The organism is Collinsella aerofaciens, from assembly GCF_039752985.1.
Lineage (GTDB): Bacteria > Actinomycetota > Coriobacteriia > Coriobacteriales > Coriobacteriaceae > Collinsella > Collinsella aerofaciens_BT.
Map to the genome: position 1 here is coordinate 1 of NZ_JBDMHA010000026.1, position 17748 is coordinate 17748.

The 17748-nt window shown below is 57.2% G+C and carries 17 protein-coding genes and 4 tRNA genes; 10 read left to right on the plus strand and 11 right to left on the minus strand.

Translation table 11 applies throughout. The features are described 5' to 3' along the window. The 8 genes from asnS to ABHR76_RS04890 all read left to right on the plus strand — a co-directional run. Positions 1 to 941: asparagine--tRNA ligase (gene asnS, locus ABHR76_RS04855; RefSeq protein ID WP_346976963.1), on the plus strand; the 941-nt coding region annotated here is incomplete at its 5' end. A 258-nt stretch (positions 942 to 1199) separates the two neighbouring features. Beyond that, positions 1200 to 1988 carry a hypothetical protein gene (locus ABHR76_RS04860; RefSeq protein ID WP_195568935.1) on the plus strand — a complete coding sequence of 263 codons (789 nt, stop codon included), beginning with the start codon at positions 1200 to 1202 and terminating at the stop codon, positions 1986 to 1988. A gap of 159 nt (positions 1989 to 2147) precedes the next feature. After that, positions 2148 to 3128 (plus strand): ABC transporter substrate-binding protein, encoded by a 981-nt coding sequence (locus tag ABHR76_RS04865; protein WP_022093885.1) that lies wholly within the window; start codon positions 2148 to 2150, stop codon positions 3126 to 3128. Positions 3129 to 3331: 203 nt separating this feature from the next. Continuing rightward, positions 3332 to 4255: an ABC transporter permease gene (locus ABHR76_RS04870; RefSeq protein ID WP_006234992.1), complete on the plus strand. Its 924-nt coding sequence runs from the start codon at positions 3332 to 3334 to the stop codon at positions 4253 to 4255. Next, positions 4248 to 5042 carry an ABC transporter ATP-binding protein gene (locus ABHR76_RS04875; protein WP_055250279.1) on the plus strand — a complete coding sequence of 265 codons (795 nt, stop codon included), beginning with the start codon at positions 4248 to 4250 and terminating at the stop codon, positions 5040 to 5042. Before ABHR76_RS04870 ends, ABHR76_RS04875 begins: the two co-directional genes overlap by 8 nt. A 335-nt stretch (positions 5043 to 5377) precedes the next feature. Then, positions 5378 to 6145 (plus strand): mechanosensitive ion channel family protein, encoded by a 768-nt coding sequence (locus ABHR76_RS04880; RefSeq protein ID WP_117848287.1) that lies wholly within the window; start codon positions 5378 to 5380, stop codon positions 6143 to 6145. Positions 6146 to 6236: 91 nt separating this feature from the next. Continuing rightward, entirely contained in the window at positions 6237 to 8153 is a 1917-nt protein-coding gene (locus tag ABHR76_RS04885; protein WP_161145283.1) for a BMP family ABC transporter substrate-binding protein, read from the plus strand. Next, a complete protein-coding gene (locus ABHR76_RS04890; protein WP_117799696.1) occupies positions 8150 to 8860 on the plus strand; it encodes a metallophosphoesterase family protein in 711 nt (236 codons plus the stop codon). The genes ABHR76_RS04885 and ABHR76_RS04890 overlap by 4 nt, the downstream gene beginning before the upstream one ends. Positions 8861 to 8985: 125 nt before the next feature. Here ABHR76_RS04890 and rplA read toward each other — a convergent pair whose 3' ends face one another. The 11 genes from rplA to ABHR76_RS04945 all read right to left on the minus strand — a co-directional run bounded on the left by rplA (position 8986) and on the right by ABHR76_RS04945 (position 14603). After that, positions 8986 to 9693: a 50S ribosomal protein L1 gene (gene rplA, locus ABHR76_RS04895; protein ID WP_022093892.1), complete on the minus strand. Its 708-nt coding sequence runs from the start codon at positions 9691 to 9693 to the stop codon at positions 8986 to 8988. 117 nt (positions 9694 to 9810) lie between these two features. After that, positions 9811 to 10239, minus strand: coding sequence for a 50S ribosomal protein L11 (gene rplK, locus ABHR76_RS04900; protein WP_022093893.1), 429 nt, complete (start codon positions 10237 to 10239; stop codon positions 9811 to 9813). A gap of 120 nt (positions 10240 to 10359) precedes the next feature. Next, positions 10360 to 10896, minus strand: coding sequence for a transcription termination/antitermination protein NusG (gene nusG / locus ABHR76_RS04905; protein ID WP_099432095.1), 537 nt, complete (start codon positions 10894 to 10896; stop codon positions 10360 to 10362). Between the two features lie 3 nt (positions 10897 to 10899). Then, entirely contained in the window at positions 10900 to 11238 is a 339-nt protein-coding gene (secE, locus tag ABHR76_RS04910) for a preprotein translocase subunit SecE (protein ID WP_035137537.1), read from the minus strand. 76 nt (positions 11239 to 11314) lie between these two features. Next, positions 11315 to 11390 (minus strand) — tRNA-Trp (locus tag ABHR76_RS04915). A gap of 13 nt (positions 11391 to 11403) precedes the next feature. Continuing rightward, positions 11404 to 11553: a 50S ribosomal protein L33 gene (gene rpmG / locus ABHR76_RS04920; protein WP_022093895.1), complete on the minus strand. Its 150-nt coding sequence runs from the start codon at positions 11551 to 11553 to the stop codon at positions 11404 to 11406. A 279-nt stretch (positions 11554 to 11832) separates the two neighbouring features. Beyond that, a complete protein-coding gene (tuf, locus tag ABHR76_RS04925) occupies positions 11833 to 13023 on the minus strand; it encodes an elongation factor Tu (protein ID WP_035137538.1) in 1191 nt (396 codons plus the stop codon). Between the two features lie 96 nt (positions 13024 to 13119). After that, positions 13120 to 13196: transfer RNA gene (locus ABHR76_RS04930), tRNA-Met, on the minus strand. Positions 13197 to 13199: 3 nt separating this feature from the next. Continuing rightward, a tRNA-Thr gene (locus ABHR76_RS04935) sits at positions 13200 to 13275 on the minus strand. Positions 13276 to 13285: 10 nt separating this feature from the next. Next, positions 13286 to 13367 (minus strand) — tRNA-Tyr (locus ABHR76_RS04940). Positions 13368 to 13766: 399 nt separating this feature from the next. After that, on the minus strand, positions 13767 to 14603 hold the full coding sequence (locus tag ABHR76_RS04945) for a MurR/RpiR family transcriptional regulator (RefSeq protein ID WP_346976964.1): 837 nt from the start codon (positions 14601 to 14603) through the stop codon (positions 13767 to 13769). A 151-nt stretch (positions 14604 to 14754) separates the two neighbouring features. Here ABHR76_RS04945 and ABHR76_RS04950 point away from each other — a divergent pair, with 151 nt between their 5' ends. Continuing rightward, positions 14755 to 16173 carry a glycoside hydrolase family 1 protein gene (locus ABHR76_RS04950; protein WP_195444114.1) on the plus strand — a complete coding sequence of 473 codons (1419 nt, stop codon included), beginning with the start codon at positions 14755 to 14757 and terminating at the stop codon, positions 16171 to 16173. 9 nt (positions 16174 to 16182) lie between these two features. Beyond that, entirely contained in the window at positions 16183 to 17583 is a 1401-nt protein-coding gene (locus ABHR76_RS04955; RefSeq protein ID WP_346976965.1) for a PTS transporter subunit EIIC, read from the plus strand. The last annotated feature ends 165 nt before the right edge of the window (positions 17584 to 17748 follow it).

The window sequence follows — 17748 nt, forward strand, 5'->3', positions numbered from 1 at the left end:
TTGTCTACGTCAACACCCCCATCATCACCACGAGTGACTGCGAGGGCGCCGGCGAGATGTTCCGCGTGACCACGCTCGACCCCAAAAATCCGCCCCTCACCGAGTCCGGCGAGGTCGACTGGAGCCAGGACTTCTTTGGCAAGCATGCAAGCCTCACCGTGTCCGGCCAGCTCAATGCCGAGAACTTTGCCATGGCCTTTGGCGACGTGTACACCTTTGGCCCCACCTTCCGTGCCGAGAACTCCAACACCACGCGCCACGCCGCCGAGTTTTGGATGATCGAGCCCGAGATGGCCTTTGCCGACCTTAACGACTACATGGACAACGCCGAGGCCATGCTCAAGTACGTCCTTAAGGACGTTATGGCCACCTGCCCCGACGAGCTCAATATGCTCAACAAGTTTGTGGACAAGGGTCTGCTCGAGCGCCTGGACCATGTCGCCAACTCCGACTTTGCCCGCGTTACCTACACCGAGGCCGTCGAGATCCTGGAGCAGGCAGTCGCCGACGGCCACAAGTTCGACTACCCCGTGAGCTGGGGCATCGACCTGCAAACCGAGCACGAACGCTTCCTGACCGAGGAGCACTTTAAGCGCCCGACCTTCGTGACCGACTACCCGGCTGAGATCAAGGCATTCTACATGCGCATGAACGAGGACGGCAAGACCGTCGCCGCCGCCGACTGCCTGGTTCCCGGTATCGGCGAGATTATCGGCGGCTCCCAGCGCGAGGAGCGCCTGGATCTGCTCGAGGCCCGCATCAAGGACCTGGGCATGAATCCCGAGCAGTACAAGTACTACCTTGACCTGCGCCGCTACGGTTCCTGCAAGCACGCCGGCTACGGTCTGGGCTTCGAGCGCTTGGTCATGTATCTGACCGGCGTGGGCAACATCCGCGACGTCCTGCCGCACCCGCGCACCGTGGGCAACGCCGACTTCTAATCGTCGGACGCTAGCTCGCGTCGCCACACGCCAACGCTCATCGCACAAGCGTCTCTCGACATCGGTCGAGAGACGCTTTTTTCAACAGCATCCGTCAAGCTTTTGGCAAGTTTTTGGTCAGTTGAGTAGGGCTGTTGAAAACTCAACCCGCCGTTTGCCGACGACTACCGACCGCCCAGAGCGCCCTGCGCCCCTGGGAAAGCCCCGCGTCCTAGGCTCCATACCGTCGCCACCCAAAACGGAAAGGACGTGGGCACGATGACCGAAGCCGCTGTTGAAACCTACGACACCACGACGAGAGGCGCCGCCTCGATGGCAGCCTATCGCGCCGTTCGCATCCTGCAGCTCTTGAGCGAAAACACCGGCGAAGACAAGGCCATACTTTCCGATGAGCTGATCCGGCGCCTCTCCCATCCCGACGACCCCGCCCGCATGCCCATCTCGGCGGCGCGGCGCAGCATCTACACCGCCATCTCCGCGCTTCGCCATGCCGGATACGAAATTGAGTACAAACGCGGCGTGGGCTACAAACTTCTTACCCGCCCGCTCACCGATGAAGAGATCATCCGGCTCCACGGTATGGTCATGCGCAACCGCTCCACGCCTATCGCTATCCGCAAGAGCATGGCGCAGCACTTAGTTGCCATGGCGAGTGCCGACGTTCGCGGCTACCTCGATACACCCGAACCCGTTCCGAGCGCAGGCAGCAAGGCTACCAAGGCAACACGCACGCCCATCAAGCGCATCGACACGTGCGAGCTCGTCGAGCAGGCCATCGACCATGGAACCACGGTGAGTTTTGATATTTCGAGCGTCACGGCACGTGGCGAAACCGAAGTAGCACGGATGACACTCCGCCCCTTTGCCATCAGGCAGCGTGATGGCATCTCGTATTTGCTGGGAACGGTCTATGACGCCCGAGGTGCCGATGACACGCTGCGCACCGTAGAGATTGGTCGCATGAGAAACGTCACCACACGTCTCCTCGACGGCAAGAAGCTCTTCGCCGCCCTCGACGAGGAGGACGACGCCTCCTCCGCCGCATAAGACCCTCCGCCGCCCATTCGACTACCCGTACCGCCCATCCGATTCTGTATTAAAAACCCGCCAGGCTGTTGTAAAAATGGACATCAGCGCTACTATAGTTCCACTTGCACTTTGTCCCAGTGCAGTGTTTCCAGCCATTTTTATACTGGGGGTAATGATATGAAGGACATCACCATCAGTCGCAGGAGCCTTCTGGTCTCCGCCGGCCTGCTCGCGCTCGCCCCGCTCGCCGGATGCGGCGGCAACTCTGGTTCCGGCTCTGCTGCCGCCGGTTCCGACTACACCATCGGCGTTCTGCAACTCACCGAGCATTCCGCACTCGATGCCGCCAACGACGGCTTTGTCAAGGCCATCAAGGAGAGCGGCCTTAAGGTCAAGATCGACCAGAAGAACGCCCAGAACGACCAGTCCACGTGTAAGTCCATTGCCGACAAGTTTGTGGGCGACAACGTCAACCTGATTTATGCCATCGCCACGCCCGCCGCGCAGGCTGCCGCCGGCGCCACGGCCGATATCCCCATCGTGGGCTGCGCCATCACCGACTACGCCGCCTCCGGCCTGGTCCAGGACAACGACAAGCCCGGCACCAACGTCACGGGCGCTTCCGACCTCACCCCGGTCGCCGAGCAGCTCGAGATGATGCAGAAGGTCCTGCCCGACGTTAAAAAGGTCGGCCTGCTCTACTGCACCGCCGAGTCCAACTCCGACGTCCAGATCAAGGCCGCCAAGAAGGAGCTCGACAAGCTGGGCCTCGAGTACACCGATTTCACCGTCTCGAGCTCCAACGAGATTCAGTCCGTCGTCGAGTCTGCCGTGGGCAAGGTCGACGCGCTGTACTCCCCCACCGACAACACCATCGCCGCGGGCGCCTCGCAGGTGGGCCAGATCTGCAAGGAGAACAAGCTTCCCTTCGTGACTGGCGAGGAGGGCATGTGCATGGCCGGCGGCCTGTTCACCCTCTCCATCAATTACGAGGATCTGGGCTACGCCGCGGGCGAGATGGCCGTCAAGATTCTGAAGGGCGAGGCCAAGCCCGAAGACATGCCTATCAAGCACCTCTCGAGCAAGGACCTGGTCGTCGTCAAGAACGACGAGATGGCCGAAGCCCTGGGCATCGACCTTTCCGCTCTGGACGCGTAATGCTATACGCGGCATGCGTCTAGAGCCCGTGCTCGCGCTTTAGCTGCGTTATTCAATATCTGAGCCACAGGGGCGGGCGCTGTAGACCGGCGTCCGCCCTGCTTGTTTCAGGTAAAACAAAACGTCTGTCCGCAGCTCTTCTATGCATTGTTACCGCTATTATGGTGAATCACGTGTCCACCCTATCCTAGGAGGTATGAAGCATGCTCATTGCATTGCAGGGCGCCGTTTCGCAGGGCGTCCTCTGGGGCATTATGGTGCTTGGCGTGTTTATCACGTTCCGCCTGCTCGACATTCCCGATATGACCTGCGACGGCAGCTTTGCCCTCGGCGGCTGCGTCTGCGCTGTGCTCATCGTCAATAACAACGTCGACCCGCTGCTCGCCGTGCTGGCCGGTATGTGCGCCGGCGCCATCGCGGGTGCCGTCACGGGCATTTTGACCACCGTCTTCGAGATTCCCGCGATCCTCGCCGGAATCCTCACCCAGATCAGCCTGTGGTCCATCAACCTGCGCATCATGGGCAAGTCCAATACGCCAATTCTTGCCAAGGGCACCGTGTTCTCGGCCGTCAGCAATATGACCGGTCTGCCGCAGTCCACCGTTGCCATCATCTTGGGCATCCTGCTCGCCGTGGCTATCGTTGCCATCCTGTATTGGTTCTTTGGCACCGAGATCGGCTCGGCGCTGCGCGCCACCGGCAACAACGAGTACATGATCCGCGCTCTGGGCGTCAACACCAACTCCACCAAGATGATCGCCCTCGTGCTCTCCAACGCCCTCATCGGCCTTTCGGGCGCGCTTATCTGCCAGAGCCAGAAGTATGCCGACATTGGTATGGGCACCGGTGCCATCGTTATCGGTCTTGCCGCCATTGTTATCGGTGAGGTGCTCGGCCGTCTGCTGCCCGGCGGCCTCACGCAGTTTAGCGTCCGTCTTGCCTCCGCCGTCTTTGGCTCCGTGGTGTACTTCCTTATCCGCGCCATCGTGCTGCAGTTGGGCATGGACGCCAACGACATGAAGTTGCTCTCCGCCGTGATCGTCGCCGTGGCCCTGTGCGTGCCCGTGGTTTGGGAGCGCTATAAGCTCCGCAGCTCCTACACGAAGGGGGATGAGGCAGATGCTTAAGCTCTCGCACGTCAAGAAGACCTTTAACAAGGGCACCGTCACCGAGAAGCGCGCGCTCACCGGCGTCGACCTCACCCTGAATGACGGCGACTTTGTAACCGTGATCGGCGGCAATGGCGCCGGCAAGTCCACGCTGCTCAACATGATCGCCGGCGTGTACCCGCTCGATTCGGGCGTTATTGAGCTCGACGGCACCGACATCTCGCGCCTGAGCGAGTCGCAGCGCGCCAAGTACCTGGGCCGCGTGTTTCAGGACCCCATGCGCGGTACCGCTGCCGACATGCAGATTGCCGAGAACTTGGCCCTCGCCAAGCGTCGCGGCCAGCGTCGCGGCCTTTCGTGGGGCGTCACCAAGGCCGAGAAAGATGAGTACGTTGAGCTGCTCAAGCGCCTGGACCTTGGTCTGGACACGCGTCTCAACGCCAAGGTCGGCCTGCTCTCGGGCGGCCAGCGCCAGGCACTCACCCTGCTGATGGCCACGCTCACCAGGCCGCGCCTGCTGCTGCTCGACGAGCACACTGCGGCCCTCGACCCCAAGACGGCCTCTAAGGTGCTCAACCTGACCGAGGAGATCGTCGACGAGAACCACCTGACCACGCTCATGGTCACGCACAACATGAACGACGCCATCCGTCTGGGCAACCGTCTGATCATGATGCACGAGGGCCATGTGATCTACGACGTGGCGGGCGATGAGAAGAAGTCGCTCACCGTGGCCGACCTGCTGCAGAAATTCGAGGAGGTCTCGGGCGGCGAGCTCGCCAACGACCGCATGCTGCTAAGCTAAACCTACCAAAAAGGGACAGGTTTATTTTGGCAGGTTTTATCTGCGCAAACGTCAAAACCGCCGCTAAGGGACAAGCGCCCTTGCGGCGGTTTTCGCATATTATGTCGATAATCCGATATTCAACCAGACATTCTGGCTAAGGACTAAGGAAACTGCCATGAAAAGACCTCTTCCCCGTCTTGCTTGACCGCCGCACTCCTTACCGGCGTGCTCGCCGGCGCCCCAGCTTACGCCACCGCGACCGCCCCATCTCAAGTTATCGGCCCGTCCGATGTGATCGGACGGGCTTCTTGGTGGGTATCATGGTTGGACGATCATTAGGAGGTTTTCCCTACATGGAATTGTTTGAGCCGATTCTTCATTTCTTTGAGCAACGGTGGGTCCACAACATCATCTGGGCCGTCATCTTGGCGATAGGCACCGCCGTCGCCGCCAAGGTCGTATCCAAGACCCTGAACCATCTGCTTAACCGAGACGATAACCCGCTTCCGGCATCGAGTATCTTCATCAACATCGCGCGGGCCGTCATCTGGATGATCGGCGGCAGCTTTATCCTCGACAACTGCTTTGGCATTAACGCAAACGCCCTCGTTGCCGCTCTTGGCGTCGGCGGCATCGCCATTTCGCTCGGCTTTCAGGACACGCTGTCAAACCTTATCGGCGGCATGCAGGTGACCTTTATGGGCATCATCAAGCCCGGCGACAATATCGAGGTCGGCGGCGTATCCGGCGTGGTCCAAGACATCACTTGGCGCCATACAACGATTGAGGATGCCTGTGGACAGACCATCATTGTGCCCAACTCCAACATTTCCAAGAACACACTCGTGCATTTGATGCCCTTTGGGCGCGTGGCCGTGCCCGTTGCCGTAAAGGACACGTCCAAGTGGGCTTCCCTTGACGTGCTGGCAGACGAGCTGACCAGCGCCACCAAGGCCGCCGTGCTTCCCATCTCGGGCTTTGACAAGGAGCCCTACGTACTCTTTAGCGAAATCGGCGACTTTGGCATCAAAGGAAAGATCATCTTTATCGTCAGCGACGACAGCACTACTTTCACGGCAGCCGACGCCTGCATCCGTGCCATCGCCCCCATCATCGCCTAACCCGCCAAAAAGGGACAGGCACCTTTGTGGTGGTTTTCATTCGTGGTACCATGGTTCATATAGTTGTTTAAACGACTAAGGGAGCAACATCATGGAAGAGGCCTATCGTCAAGCACGCAAGCGCGGCGAGCAGGGACGCCGTCGCGCCATCAGCCAAAGCGAGCACCCGTACCTTACGGACCTCGACAGCCTCGTTGCCCAGCTCCCCTTAGGTCAGCGAGAGAATGTCGGCCTAAGGGATATTCCGCTCGAAATGGTCGTCGGCACGGTCACCAAAGGCCGTCAGTCCGCCTTTTCATGCAACTTTATGCCCCTGCTGCCGTTTAACACTGAGTTCGCCCGCAAGTGGTCCAACCTCTACGACATCCAGGTAACCGAGGGCTATCGCGATCCCATCATCGTCACCGAGTTCATGCATCGGTTCTATGTCCAGGAAGGCAACAAACGCGTCAGTGTCCTCAAATTCCTGGACGCTCCAACGGTTTCGGCCAGGGTCACCCGTCTCTACCCCGGCACATGGGATTCCGTCGAAAGCCGCCTGTACGGTGAATTCTGCGCGTTTTGGCGCGTCTGCCCCCTATACGAAATCGAGTTCTCGCGTGAGGGAAGCTACGAGACGCTCGCCAAGATGCTCGGTCGGAACCTTATCGAAAAATGGCCGCAGAAAAAGGTCGACTACCTGCGCCACACCTTCCTGCTCTTTAAGCGCGCCTACCTTCGCGCAGGCGGCGACCACCTGGACATTACGCCCGCCGACGCCATGCTCGTGTACCTCAATGTGTACAACCAGGACCGCCTGCTGGATACGCCGACGGATATCGTCGTAAACCGCCTGTGCAAGATTTGGCGCGAGCTGGTCATTGCCGGCAAAAACGACGAGGACAAGGTCGATCTTGTCGAAGCGCCGAGCGTCGATGAGGAGGAGTCGCCCGCCAAGTCCACCTCCGGCGTGCTCAACTTCTTTATGGGCAAGACTGTCTATTCGGCGGCCAACCCCCTGCGTATCGCCTTTATCCATGAGTTCCCCTGTGCGGCGTCGAGCTGGGACAGTCTGCACGACCAAGGACGTCAGTATCTCGATGAGCACTTTGACGGTATCGTGCGCACCGAGGCGTTCGAAGACTGTCACGATCCGGACGTGTTCTACGCCGCCGTGGAAACGGCTGTCAAACATGGAGACAACGTCATCTTCTCGACCTCGCACCGCCTGATGGAATACACGCTCAGAGCTGCCGTTGAGTATCCCCAGGTTCGGTTCCTTAACTGCTCTATCGGCCTTCCCCACCAAAGCGTCCGTTCGTACTTTGGCAAGATGTACGAGGCCAAGTTCCTCCTGGGCGCCCTTGCCGCCAGCATGGCGGACAACCATCGCATCGGCTACCACGCGTCGGTCTTCGCATCCGGCGCGCTCAGCGAGATCAATGCCTTTGCCATCGGTGCCTCGCTGCTCGACCCCCGCGCGCAAATTATCCTCACCTGGGGCGATGTGCCCGCCGGCGGTCTCGCCGAGGCCATGTGCCGCGAAGGCGTGAGCGTCATGACCGGCGCTGACATGTCAAAGTCGCTCGAAGACCCTACGGCCTACGGACTCCACCGCCTGGTCGATGGCAAGGTTACCGGCATCGCCATGCCGGTATGGAACTGGGGCCGTTACTACGAGCTCATCGTTCGCAGCCTTCTGCACGGCACGTGGGACGAGACCAGCGATGACAACCAAGTGCGCGCCGTCAACTACTGGTACGGCATGAGCTCCGGCGTTATCGACATCCGTTACGCTCCGGGCCTACCCTACCAGACGCGCAAACTCGTGCAGTTGCTCCGCAACGGCATTGTCGAGGGATCCATCAACCCCTTTGGCGGCGAGCTCCACAGTCAGAACGGCGTGGTACAGATCGAAGGCTTCCCTCCGCTGCCGAGCACGCAGATTGTCGAGATGAATTGGCTGGCGGATAACGTGGTAGGCACCATTCCGCAGCTCGACGATGAGCCGAAAGTCCCTGCCCTATGAAAATCCTTGCCATAGCCGATACCGAAGAACGATGCCTTTGGGAGTGCTTTCGCAAGGAACGCTTTGAGGGCGTCGACCTGATTTTGTCCGCCGGCGATCTGGACCCGGACTATCTTGAGTTTTTGGTTACGGTCATCAACAAACCGCTCATCTACGTGCGCGGCAATCACGATGACCGCTACGCACGTCATGCACCGGGTGGATGTATCTGCGTAGAGGACAGCGTGTACACGTACCGAGGGATTCGCATTGCGGGCCTTGGCGGGTCCATGCGTTATCGCGACGGCGCCAACATGTACACCGAACGCGAGATGTCCAAGCGCATGCGTAAGCTGTCGCGTAAGGTTAGGATGGTCGGCGGGTGCGACATTCTGCTTACCCATGCACCCGCCGCCGGTATGGGTGATCTGGACGATCTGCCGCATCGAGGATTCGAGTGTTTTAACACAGCACTCGAATCCTGGAATCCCGACTACATGGTGCACGGGCATGTGCACCAAAGCTACGGTTGCGATTTTCAGCGCGAGCGTCAGCATGTGTGTGGAACGACGATCATCAACGCCTGCGGCTATACGCAGTTTGAGCTCGACCAGACGCACTACCCCATCCGCGGCTGGCAAGCAGCTTGGCTCAACTCACAAACCATGCGCCGCGAGCTCAAACGCCACGAAGCCATCGAGTCTTCAACAGCCAGAACACCCTGGTAACCACCATAAAGGGGACACTGTCCCCTTTATGGTGCTTTTGACGCGATAGCAAGAAACCCGGTCCTGCACAAGGCAGAACCGGGTTTCTTTAGCAATGCTTGCTGTACTCAGGCAGTAACTAGCAGTTACTCAGCCAGGAAGTCACGCTGGACAGCGGGATCGACCTTGACGCCAGGGCCCATGGTGGAAGACACGGAGATGGACTTGACGTACTTGCCCTTAGCAGAAGAGGGCTTGACGCGCAGAATCTCGGTGTACAGGGCAGCGTAGTTCTCGACGAGCTGCTGCTCAGAGAAGGACTTCTTGCCCAGGGGCACGTGGCAGATGCCGTAGCGGTCGGCGCGGTACTCAACGCGGCCAGCCTTGAGCTCGGAGACCATCTTGGCGACGTCCATGGTCACGGTGCCGAGCTTGGGGTTCGGCATGAGGCCACGGGGACCAAGGATCTTACCGATGCGGCCAACCTTGGCCATCATGTTCGGCGTAGCGATAGCGGCGTCGAAGTTGATCTCGCCCTTCTGAATCTGGGCGACGAGCTCGTCGGAACCGATAATGTCGGCGCCGGCAGCCTCAGCCTCACGGGCCTTCTCGCCCTCGGCGAAGACGGCAACACGAACGGTCTTGCCGGTGCCGTGGGGCAGGGAGATGGAACCACGGATGTTCTGGTCAGCCTTACGAGTATCGATGCCCAGACGGAAGTGAGCCTCGACGGTCTCGTCGAACTTGGCGGTGTCGAGCTCCTTGATGAGCTTGGCAGCCTGAAGGGGGGTGTAGAGCGTGGCGCGGTCGATCTTCTCGGCAGCGGCGTTATAGCTCTTACCATGCTTAGCCATGTGCATTACCTCCTGTGGTTAAACGGGCGTGAGCCCTCCCACATCGTATCGTGTGCCCTATTGCACACATTTAACGGGCGCCCCGGTCGGAGCACCCGCCGTTACCATAAGAAATCGCTACTCAGCGATGGTGACGCCCATGGAACGGGCGGTACCGGCGATGATCTTCTTGGCGGCGTCAATGTCGTTGGCATTGAGGTCCGGCATCTTGATCTCGGCGATCTTGGTGAGCTGCTCCTGGGAGAGCTGACCAACCTTGTCAGCCTGGGGCTTAGCGGAACCAGACTTGAGGTTCAGCTCCTTCTTGATAAGGTGAGCCGCCGGCGGGGTCTTGGTGATGAAGGAGAAGGACTTGTCCTCGTAGACAGAGATCTCAACGGGGATGATGTCACCCTTCTTGTCCTGCGTCTCGGCGTTAAAGGCCTGGCAGAACTGCATGATGTTCACGCCAGCAGCGCCCAGGGCGGGGCCGACGGGAGGAGCGGGGTTTGCTGCACCAGCAGGAATCTGGAGCTTAATGACGTTGGCAACCTTCTTCTCAGCCATGGTCATTCCTTTCGAATCACGAGTGTGAAGTACTTGCTATATCGTAAGCACGCACGTGTTAGAAGCACTCCTGAGATGAGCAGTCACAGAAGAAGCACGCTCGCGCGAACGGACGAAAACTTAAGCGATGACAGCGACCTGGTTAAAGTCGAGCTCGACCGGCGTCTCGCGGCCAAAGATCATCAGCGTGACCTTGAGCTTGCCAGCCTCGGTGTTAACCTCGGAGACCTTGCCATCAAAGTCGGTAAGCGGGCCATCGGTGACGCGGACGGACGTACCGACCTCAATATCAACCGAGGTGCGCTTGGGCGAATCGCCCTTACCGGGACGACGAGTCATCTTGTTGTACTCGTCGCGGGAAAGCGGAGCGGGCTTGCCGTTGCCGCCTAGGAAACCGGTGACGCCAGGCGTGTTACGAACACACGTCCAAGCATCGTCATCCATCTCCATGCGGACCAGGACATAACCCGGGAAGATCTTGGAATCCTTGGTCTCACGCTTGCCACCCTCTTTAATCTCGGTGACGCGCTCCATAGGAATCTCGATATCAAAGATACGGTCCTGCATGCCCATAGTCTCGATGCGATGCTCGAGATCGGACTTAACGCGGTTCTCGTATCCAGAGTAAGTGTGAACGACGTACCAACGCTTAGACATGGTTTAGCCCCTCAATCCAGAGAACAGAGCAAGAGCCTCGCCAAAGCCAGCATCGAGCAGAGCGATGACGACGCCGACGACGATCAGAGAAGCGCAAACAACAACCGAGTAGTTCACGAGCTCCTTCTTATCGGGCCACGTGACACGCTTCATCTCGGACTTGACCGAAGCGAAATACTTCTTGGTGCGGGCGAAGAAACCAGGCTTCTCGTTCTTCTTGGACTTCGCAGCCTTCTCGTTCTTCTTGGCAACGGCCTTCTTGGCCTCAACCTTGGAGTTGGCGGCAGCTTTGTTGGCAGGTGCCGGCTGCTGAGCCTTCTTCTTGTTCTTCTTGTTGGCCATTTGGGTTACCTCCGCGCAATGCGCTTATACATGAGTAAACCGTAAGCCCCCAAGTGGGAGCTTACGGAATAATGACTGGCACGCCAGGAAGGACTCGAACCCTCAACACTCGGTTTTGGAGACCGATGCTCTACCAATTGAACTACTGGCGTATGTGACTAGAGACTAGCGAGTCTCTTTGTGCAGCGTGTGGTGACGGCACCAGGGGCAATACTTCTTGATCTCCATACGATCAGGCATGGTCGACTTGTTCTTGGTGGTCGTATAGTTGCGGCGCTTGCACTCAGTGCACGCAAGAGTAACTAGAGTACGCATGTATCCTGAACCTTTCATTTCCGCCCCGTACGGGCACGAGTTGTTACTTTATCAGCTCCACGTAAGTGCTGTCAATGAAAACCTCGAGTCAATTGGTTCTCGGTGGATCCATTCATATTTGGAACACATCAATGAAGCCATCGAGAGCTAATCGACGGTGCATCCAGGACCATTATCGATCCTCTCGACACCAGCAACGGCTCAATATCCATTGCAGAAAAGAACCCAGCACCCATATAAGTGCCGGGTTCTCTAAGTCAGCTATATCAAAGAGCTAATTTACTCAATGATCGTGGAGACGATGCCCGAACCGACGGTGTGGCCACCCTCGCGGATAGCGAAGCGCAGGCCCTCCTCCATGGCGATCGGGTGGATGAGGTCGCCCTCGATGGTGATGTGGTCACCAGGCATAGCCATCTCGGTGCCCTCGGGGAGCTTGACCGTACCGGTAACGTCGGTGGTACGGAAGTAGAACTGAGGACGATAACCATCGAAGAACGGGGTGTGACGGCCGCCCTCCTCCTTGGTCAGAACGTAGATCTCGCCGGTGAACTTGGTGTGCGGGGTAACCGAACCGGGCTTGCAGAGAACCTGGCCGCGCTCGATGTCCTCACGCTTGATGCCGCGGAGCAGCAGACCGACGTTGTCGCCAGCCTCGCAGAAGTCCATGGACTTACGGAACATCTCGATACCGGTAACGACGGTGTTCTGGGTATCCTTGATACCGACGATCTCGACGGGCTCGTTGAGCTTGAGCTCACCGCGCTCGACACGGCCAGTAGCAACGGTACCACGGCCGGAGATGGTCATAACGTCCTCAACGGCCATCAGGAACGGGAGGTCGTTGTTACGAGCAGGCGTCGGGATGTACTCGTCGACGGCCTTCATGAGCTCGCGAATGGCGTCCATCCACTTGGCGTCGCCCTCGAGCGCGCCCAGAGCGGAGCCACGGATGACGGGGATGTCGTCGCCGGGGAAATCGTACTCGGAGAGGAGCTCACGGGTCTCCATCTCGACGAGGTCGATGAGCTCGTCATCGTCGACCATGTCGCACTTGTTCAGGAAGACGACGATGTAGGGAACGCCGACCTGACGGGCGAGCAGGATGTGCTCGCGGGTCTGAGCCATGGGGCCGTCGGTAGCAGCGATGACCAGGATAGCGCCGTCCATCTGAGCAGCGCCGGAGATCATGTTCTTGACGTAGTCAGCGTGGCCCGGGCAGTCAACGTGAGCGTAGTGACGGGCAGCGGTCTCGTACTCAACGTGGGAGACGGAAATCGTAATGCCGCGCTCGCGCTCCTCGGGAGCCTTGTCGATGTTCTCGAACGCAGTGAAGTCAGCCTTGCAGCCCTCGGTCTCGGAGAGAACCTTGGTGATGGCAGCGGTCAGCGTGGTCTTGCCGTGGTCGACGTGACCAATGGTGCCGATGTTAACATGCGGCTTAGTGCGCTCAAACTTCTCTTTGGCCATAAAGCCCTCCTCTTAACAGGTCGTCCCCGGACGGGACTTTGCCTTTATACCATAGTGGCCTCTCAACATACTATTGAGAAGCCACCGTGTTACCTATGGTAGCGGTGACTGGATTCGAACCAGTGACGCCACGGGTATGAACCGTGTGCTCTAACCAACTGAGCTACACCGCCGGATGGAGCCTGCAACCAGACTTGAACTGGTGACCTCTTCGTTACCAACGAAGTGCTCTACCGACTGAGCTATACAGGCACTTGACGGGTGGGAGCTATAGGATTCGAACCTATGTAGGCAGAGCCAACGGGTTTACAGCCCGTCCCCATTAACCACTCGGGCAAACTCCCAATCGTTCAAGTATCCGCAGGTCCTTTGGTCTTTTGGACCGTCGCCCCCGCGAACGAAGAAGATAATACGATGCCACCTTGGGGGCTGTCAACGAAAACCTCTAGATACACGGTGCCGGGCGTATCTATATAGCCGTGACCTGCGGTTTTATTGAGTTTGGATATGAAGGACGGTGGATTTGGCTACGCTTGTGACATTTCACGAGGGAACACTTTGTCACGGTGGAGTACATCTGCAGCATCGACCTTCGATACCGACCCTCTTGCACTATTACATAGGTCACGATCGTGCTTCCACGGCACGTTCAAGCGTGGATAATCTCCCGCTTTTAGCGCGGCTCTAAGCCCAAAGCGGAGATTATCCACGCTCATTCTCCAGACGGGAGAACTATAGAGCCGCTACTGCTCGGGCCAGACCAAAGTAGACCCATAGAGCGGCTCCCCCTTGGTGCAGGGGTAGCGACTCAAGTAACACGACGATAGCAAGTCGAAGAAATAGGTCATGGCGTATTTCGAATAAACGCCGAGTCGGTCAATTCCGTTTCCCGCATTACCAAGACGATATACACGGTCAAAAGACCTCGATTTGTCATCGTTGCTAAACGCAGTAATTAGAATCTTCCTGCCCGAACGGCAATCAAGATACTCACGCGCCTGGGACGCAAATAGCCCGGAGACCGATACGAGAATTATCAATGACTGCGAAGCGTCTCCCATGTTTTTCAATTCCGCGACGTTAGCCCCAGCAACTATGCGAACTATCTTGCCCGCATAAAACATTTCCTGCTGAAATCGTACGAGATTGGCGCTCACATTATTGGTGCACCAGATTTCAACGTTTTTATGGCCATCAATTTCGTCGGCAAGGTGCTTAATAGCGATATCGGACACGCCGCTTTCAACCTCAGCGAACATCTCGATCATGCGAACGTCGAGCTCTGCCCTGTACTCCTCGTAGCCAAATTCCTCCTCTCGATGGCTTAAGTCGCTTGGAAAGACTGATTGAGTAAATGATTCTTTCAAATCGCTAAGAGACTGGTAGCCCAATCGATTGCAGAAACGACGAACAGCGGAACGGGTCACGAATGCATCGCGGGTCATTGTGGCAACATTGATTTCGCTCGAACGCCTAATGTGAGCGATGAGATATCGAGCGATGGCGGCATCGTTTGACCCAAACTCGCTGTTGATGATGGAGCTAATGCGATTGAGCACATCGAAGTCATTGATATTCACGTGATCCCTCTTTCCGCTCTCCTCGAAATCATAGTTCATTTATTGAATCAAACAGCTTTGGTCGTTCTCCTATGATTCAAATCAGTTGACGTCATCTTAATCGTAATTCCGCCACACGTATCCACCGTGTTGAATGATGGAAAGGGGATTCATGGGCAACGTGAACAACATCCCGTTTCTCTGGGGTTCCGCCACGGCGTCTTATCAGTGCGAGGGTGCCTGGAACGAAGACGGCAAAGGCCTTGGCGAGTGGGATTTCTTTAACCACACAAGCAATAAGAACATCAACCATGTTGACGGTGATGTATCTTGCGACTTCTACCATCGCTATGAAGAAGATATCCGCATGATGAAAGAAGGCGGACAAAACACCTATCGCTTCTCTCTTTCATGGAGTCGAATCATCCCCACGGGTATCGGTGAAGTGAATGAAAAGGGTATCGATTTTTATAATCGGGTCATTGATTGCTGCCTCGAAAATGGCATAGAGCCCAACGTTACGCTGTTCCATTACGATCTGCCATTCACGCTTGCTTGCAAAGGCGGATGGCTGAACAACGATATGGCAGAGTGGTTCTGCAAATACGCCAAGATTTGCTTTGAGCGCTTTGGAGACCGCGTCAAAATCTGGGCTACCGTTAACGAGCCGCATTTCTACAGCTACTGCGTAAACATGTTGGGCAACTATCCCCCCAATCGATCGCTCGACGTTCAGTCGTACATGCAGTTTCAGTACAACCTGATGCGCGCAAGCGCACTCGCAGTCCGAGCATATCGTCAAATGGGCTACGACGGCATCATCGGCGCCGTCCACGATGGCGGCGTTGTCGAACTCGACCCGGCAACCGAGCACCCCGATGACGTATTTCGATACGCAGACTTTTTCGCCAATCGCATGATTCTGGCACCAGCACTTCAGGGTCAACTGCCGCCAGAAATGGACGAAATCCTTGAAAAACTTGGCGTCTCGCTCTATCGATCCCCAAATGACGTAGAAGAATTCAGAGACGGTAAAGTCGATTTTATTGGACTCAACGTGTATTGCCGAGAGTATGTAACCGACTGGCACGGTGGAGAGCTTGCCGTTTCGGCGAACAATAAGGGCGGTTCGAGCAAAAAGGTCGAAGGAAAATGCATTGCGCCCTTGTTTGAAAGCGCCCGCGACAGCAATGTTCCCCGCAATAAATGGGGCCGCGAAATACTCCCAAGTTGCATGTATTCAACCATCATGGATGTCCACGAGCGCTATGACGCGCCCCGCATCTTTATTACGGAAAACGGACATGGCGCCTATGAGCAACCAGACGCAGACGGAATAATCCACGATGATGACCGCATCGAGCTTCTGGGCCAGTTCATCGAGCACATGATGAGGGCTAAGCGCGACGGCGCGCGCGTTGAGGGCTACTACCTCTGGTCGACGATGGATCTGTATAGCTGGATCAACGGCTACGAAAAACGATACGGACTTGTCCATATCGACTTCGAGAACAATCTGGAGCGCACCCCCAAAAAGAGCTGGTATTGGTACCGAGACCTTATCTCGAAGTATCAGGAGCAGGAAGGTTAGGAGAAAGAGATGAAATATCAGGCAATGTCCGAAACAGTCCTAAAGGCTGTTGGCGGCAAAGAGAACATTACATCGGTAACTCATTGTGCGACGCGCCTTCGCATCGACGCACGAGACACCTCGATCATCGATCTCCAGCTCGCCAAATCGGCTGACCAGGCGCTCGGGGCAGTAGTCAGCGGTGGCCAGCTTCAGGTGATCATCGGCCCCAACGTCACCGAGGCCTACAACGACTTCCTCGACTTCGCGGGAATCGAAGTCGGCGGTGGCACGGTTGCCGACGATGCCCAAACCGCCAAAGACCTTGCAGAAGGCATTAAAAGCGGTGACACCGCCATGGGCTTGATTGAGAAATTCGGGAACGTCTCTGCACAGGTATTCATGCCCATCGTCCCGGCGCTCATCGTTGGCGGACTCATTCTTTCGATCAAGAATCTCCTGGTCAATTATTGTGGATTGAGCACCGATAGCGGAACCGCCCAGGTTCTGCTGGCGATCTTCAGCGCCTCATTTAGCTTCCTGCCCGTTTACCTCGGCTATCAGCTCGCCGCCGTCATGAAGATGCAGCCTGTCATGGGCGCACTGCTGGGCGCAATCATGATTAGCTCGTCTATTAGCGGTGCTGAGGGTCTCGACTTTCTTGGCATCCCCATCCCGACGAATGACTACTCGAGCACGGTGGTGCCAATCGTACTGGGCGTTGTGTTCATGTACTTTGTTGATCGCGGTCTTCAGAAAATCATCCCCGACATTACCAAACTGTTCTTGAAGCCGCTGCTCACCATGTTCATCGTCGTGCCTGTTGAGCTGATTATCCTCGGCCCCGCCGGCAGCATGATGGGCTACGCGCTGAGTGATGCCGCCACGTGGCTCATGGATAACGTGGCATTTATCGCTACTCCAATCCTTGCAGCCCTTAACCCCTATTTTGTCATGCTCGGTCTTGATAAGGCCTACATCGCGATCGAAGTTACGAGCTTGGCGCAGCTCGGCTGGGCGCCCATCATCTTTGGCTTCATCTCAAACCTCTGCATTGGCGGCACGAGTCTCGCCTTGGCAACTGCAATGAAAGGCAACAAGGAGAAGAGAGGTATGGTCACCACGGTTGCCGTCACCGCACTCTGTGGCGTAACTGAGCCCGCATTTTACGGCTGCCTCATCGAGCGTCCCCGCCTGCTTGTCGGCACAGCAATCGGCGCCCTCTGCGCGGGACTCCCTGCAGGCATCTTCGTCCTGAAGGAGTATGTTGCGGGAGCATGCCCCGGTCTTCTTTCTGCGCTGATCTTTATCGCTCCCGATGGATCCATGGGCAACTTCGTACTGGCGTGCGTTGTCGCCGTCATCGCCATCGTTGTCTCGTTCATCGCTGCACGCGTGATCATCAAGAAGAATCCCAACTATATTGAGTAGATGCCCGCTGCTTGCATTGGGGACATCCTCGGCAGACCATTAGCAAGAACCCAAGAAGTCCCTTAGGAGCTCGATTAATCCATTCGGATTCCTCAGGCACAAACGACCCCGATTCCACAATGAAATCGGGGTCGTTGTTTCTAAAGCCTTCGATAGACAATCGGT

Excerpts from the sequence above, each read along its gene's own strand:
- ABHR76_RS04870 (WP_006234992.1), top strand. The coding sequence starts at position 3,332 with ATGCTCATTGCATTGCAGGGCGCCGTTTCGCAGGGCGTCCTCTGGGGC.
- rpmG (WP_022093895.1), bottom strand. The coding sequence starts at position 11,553 with ATGCGTACTCTAGTTACTCTTGCGTGCACTGAGTGCAAGCGCCGCAAC.
- rplA (WP_022093892.1), bottom strand. The coding sequence starts at position 9,693 with ATGGCTAAGCATGGTAAGAGCTATAACGCCGCTGCCGAGAAGATCGAC.
- ABHR76_RS04875 (WP_055250279.1), top strand. The coding sequence starts at position 4,248 with ATGCTTAAGCTCTCGCACGTCAAGAAGACCTTTAACAAGGGCACCGTC.
- ABHR76_RS04885 (WP_161145283.1), top strand. The coding sequence starts at position 6,237 with ATGGAAGAGGCCTATCGTCAAGCACGCAAGCGCGGCGAGCAGGGACGC.
- ABHR76_RS04865 (WP_022093885.1), top strand. The coding sequence starts at position 2,148 with ATGAAGGACATCACCATCAGTCGCAGGAGCCTTCTGGTCTCCGCCGGC.
- ABHR76_RS04890 (WP_117799696.1), top strand. The coding sequence starts at position 8,150 with ATGAAAATCCTTGCCATAGCCGATACCGAAGAACGATGCCTTTGGGAG.
- secE (WP_035137537.1), bottom strand. The coding sequence starts at position 11,238 with ATGGCCAACAAGAAGAACAAGAAGAAGGCTCAGCAGCCGGCACCTGCC.
- ABHR76_RS04955 (WP_346976965.1), top strand. The coding sequence starts at position 16,183 with ATGAAATATCAGGCAATGTCCGAAACAGTCCTAAAGGCTGTTGGCGGC.
- rplK (WP_022093893.1), bottom strand. The coding sequence starts at position 10,239 with ATGGCTGAGAAGAAGGTTGCCAACGTCATTAAGCTCCAGATTCCTGCT.
- ABHR76_RS04880 (WP_117848287.1), top strand. The coding sequence starts at position 5,378 with ATGGAATTGTTTGAGCCGATTCTTCATTTCTTTGAGCAACGGTGGGTC.
- tuf (WP_035137538.1), bottom strand. The coding sequence starts at position 13,023 with ATGGCCAAAGAGAAGTTTGAGCGCACTAAGCCGCATGTTAACATCGGC.
- nusG (WP_099432095.1), bottom strand. The coding sequence starts at position 10,896 with ATGTCTAAGCGTTGGTACGTCGTTCACACTTACTCTGGATACGAGAAC.
- ABHR76_RS04860 (WP_195568935.1), top strand. The coding sequence starts at position 1,200 with ATGACCGAAGCCGCTGTTGAAACCTACGACACCACGACGAGAGGCGCC.
- ABHR76_RS04950 (WP_195444114.1), top strand. The coding sequence starts at position 14,755 with ATGGGCAACGTGAACAACATCCCGTTTCTCTGGGGTTCCGCCACGGCG.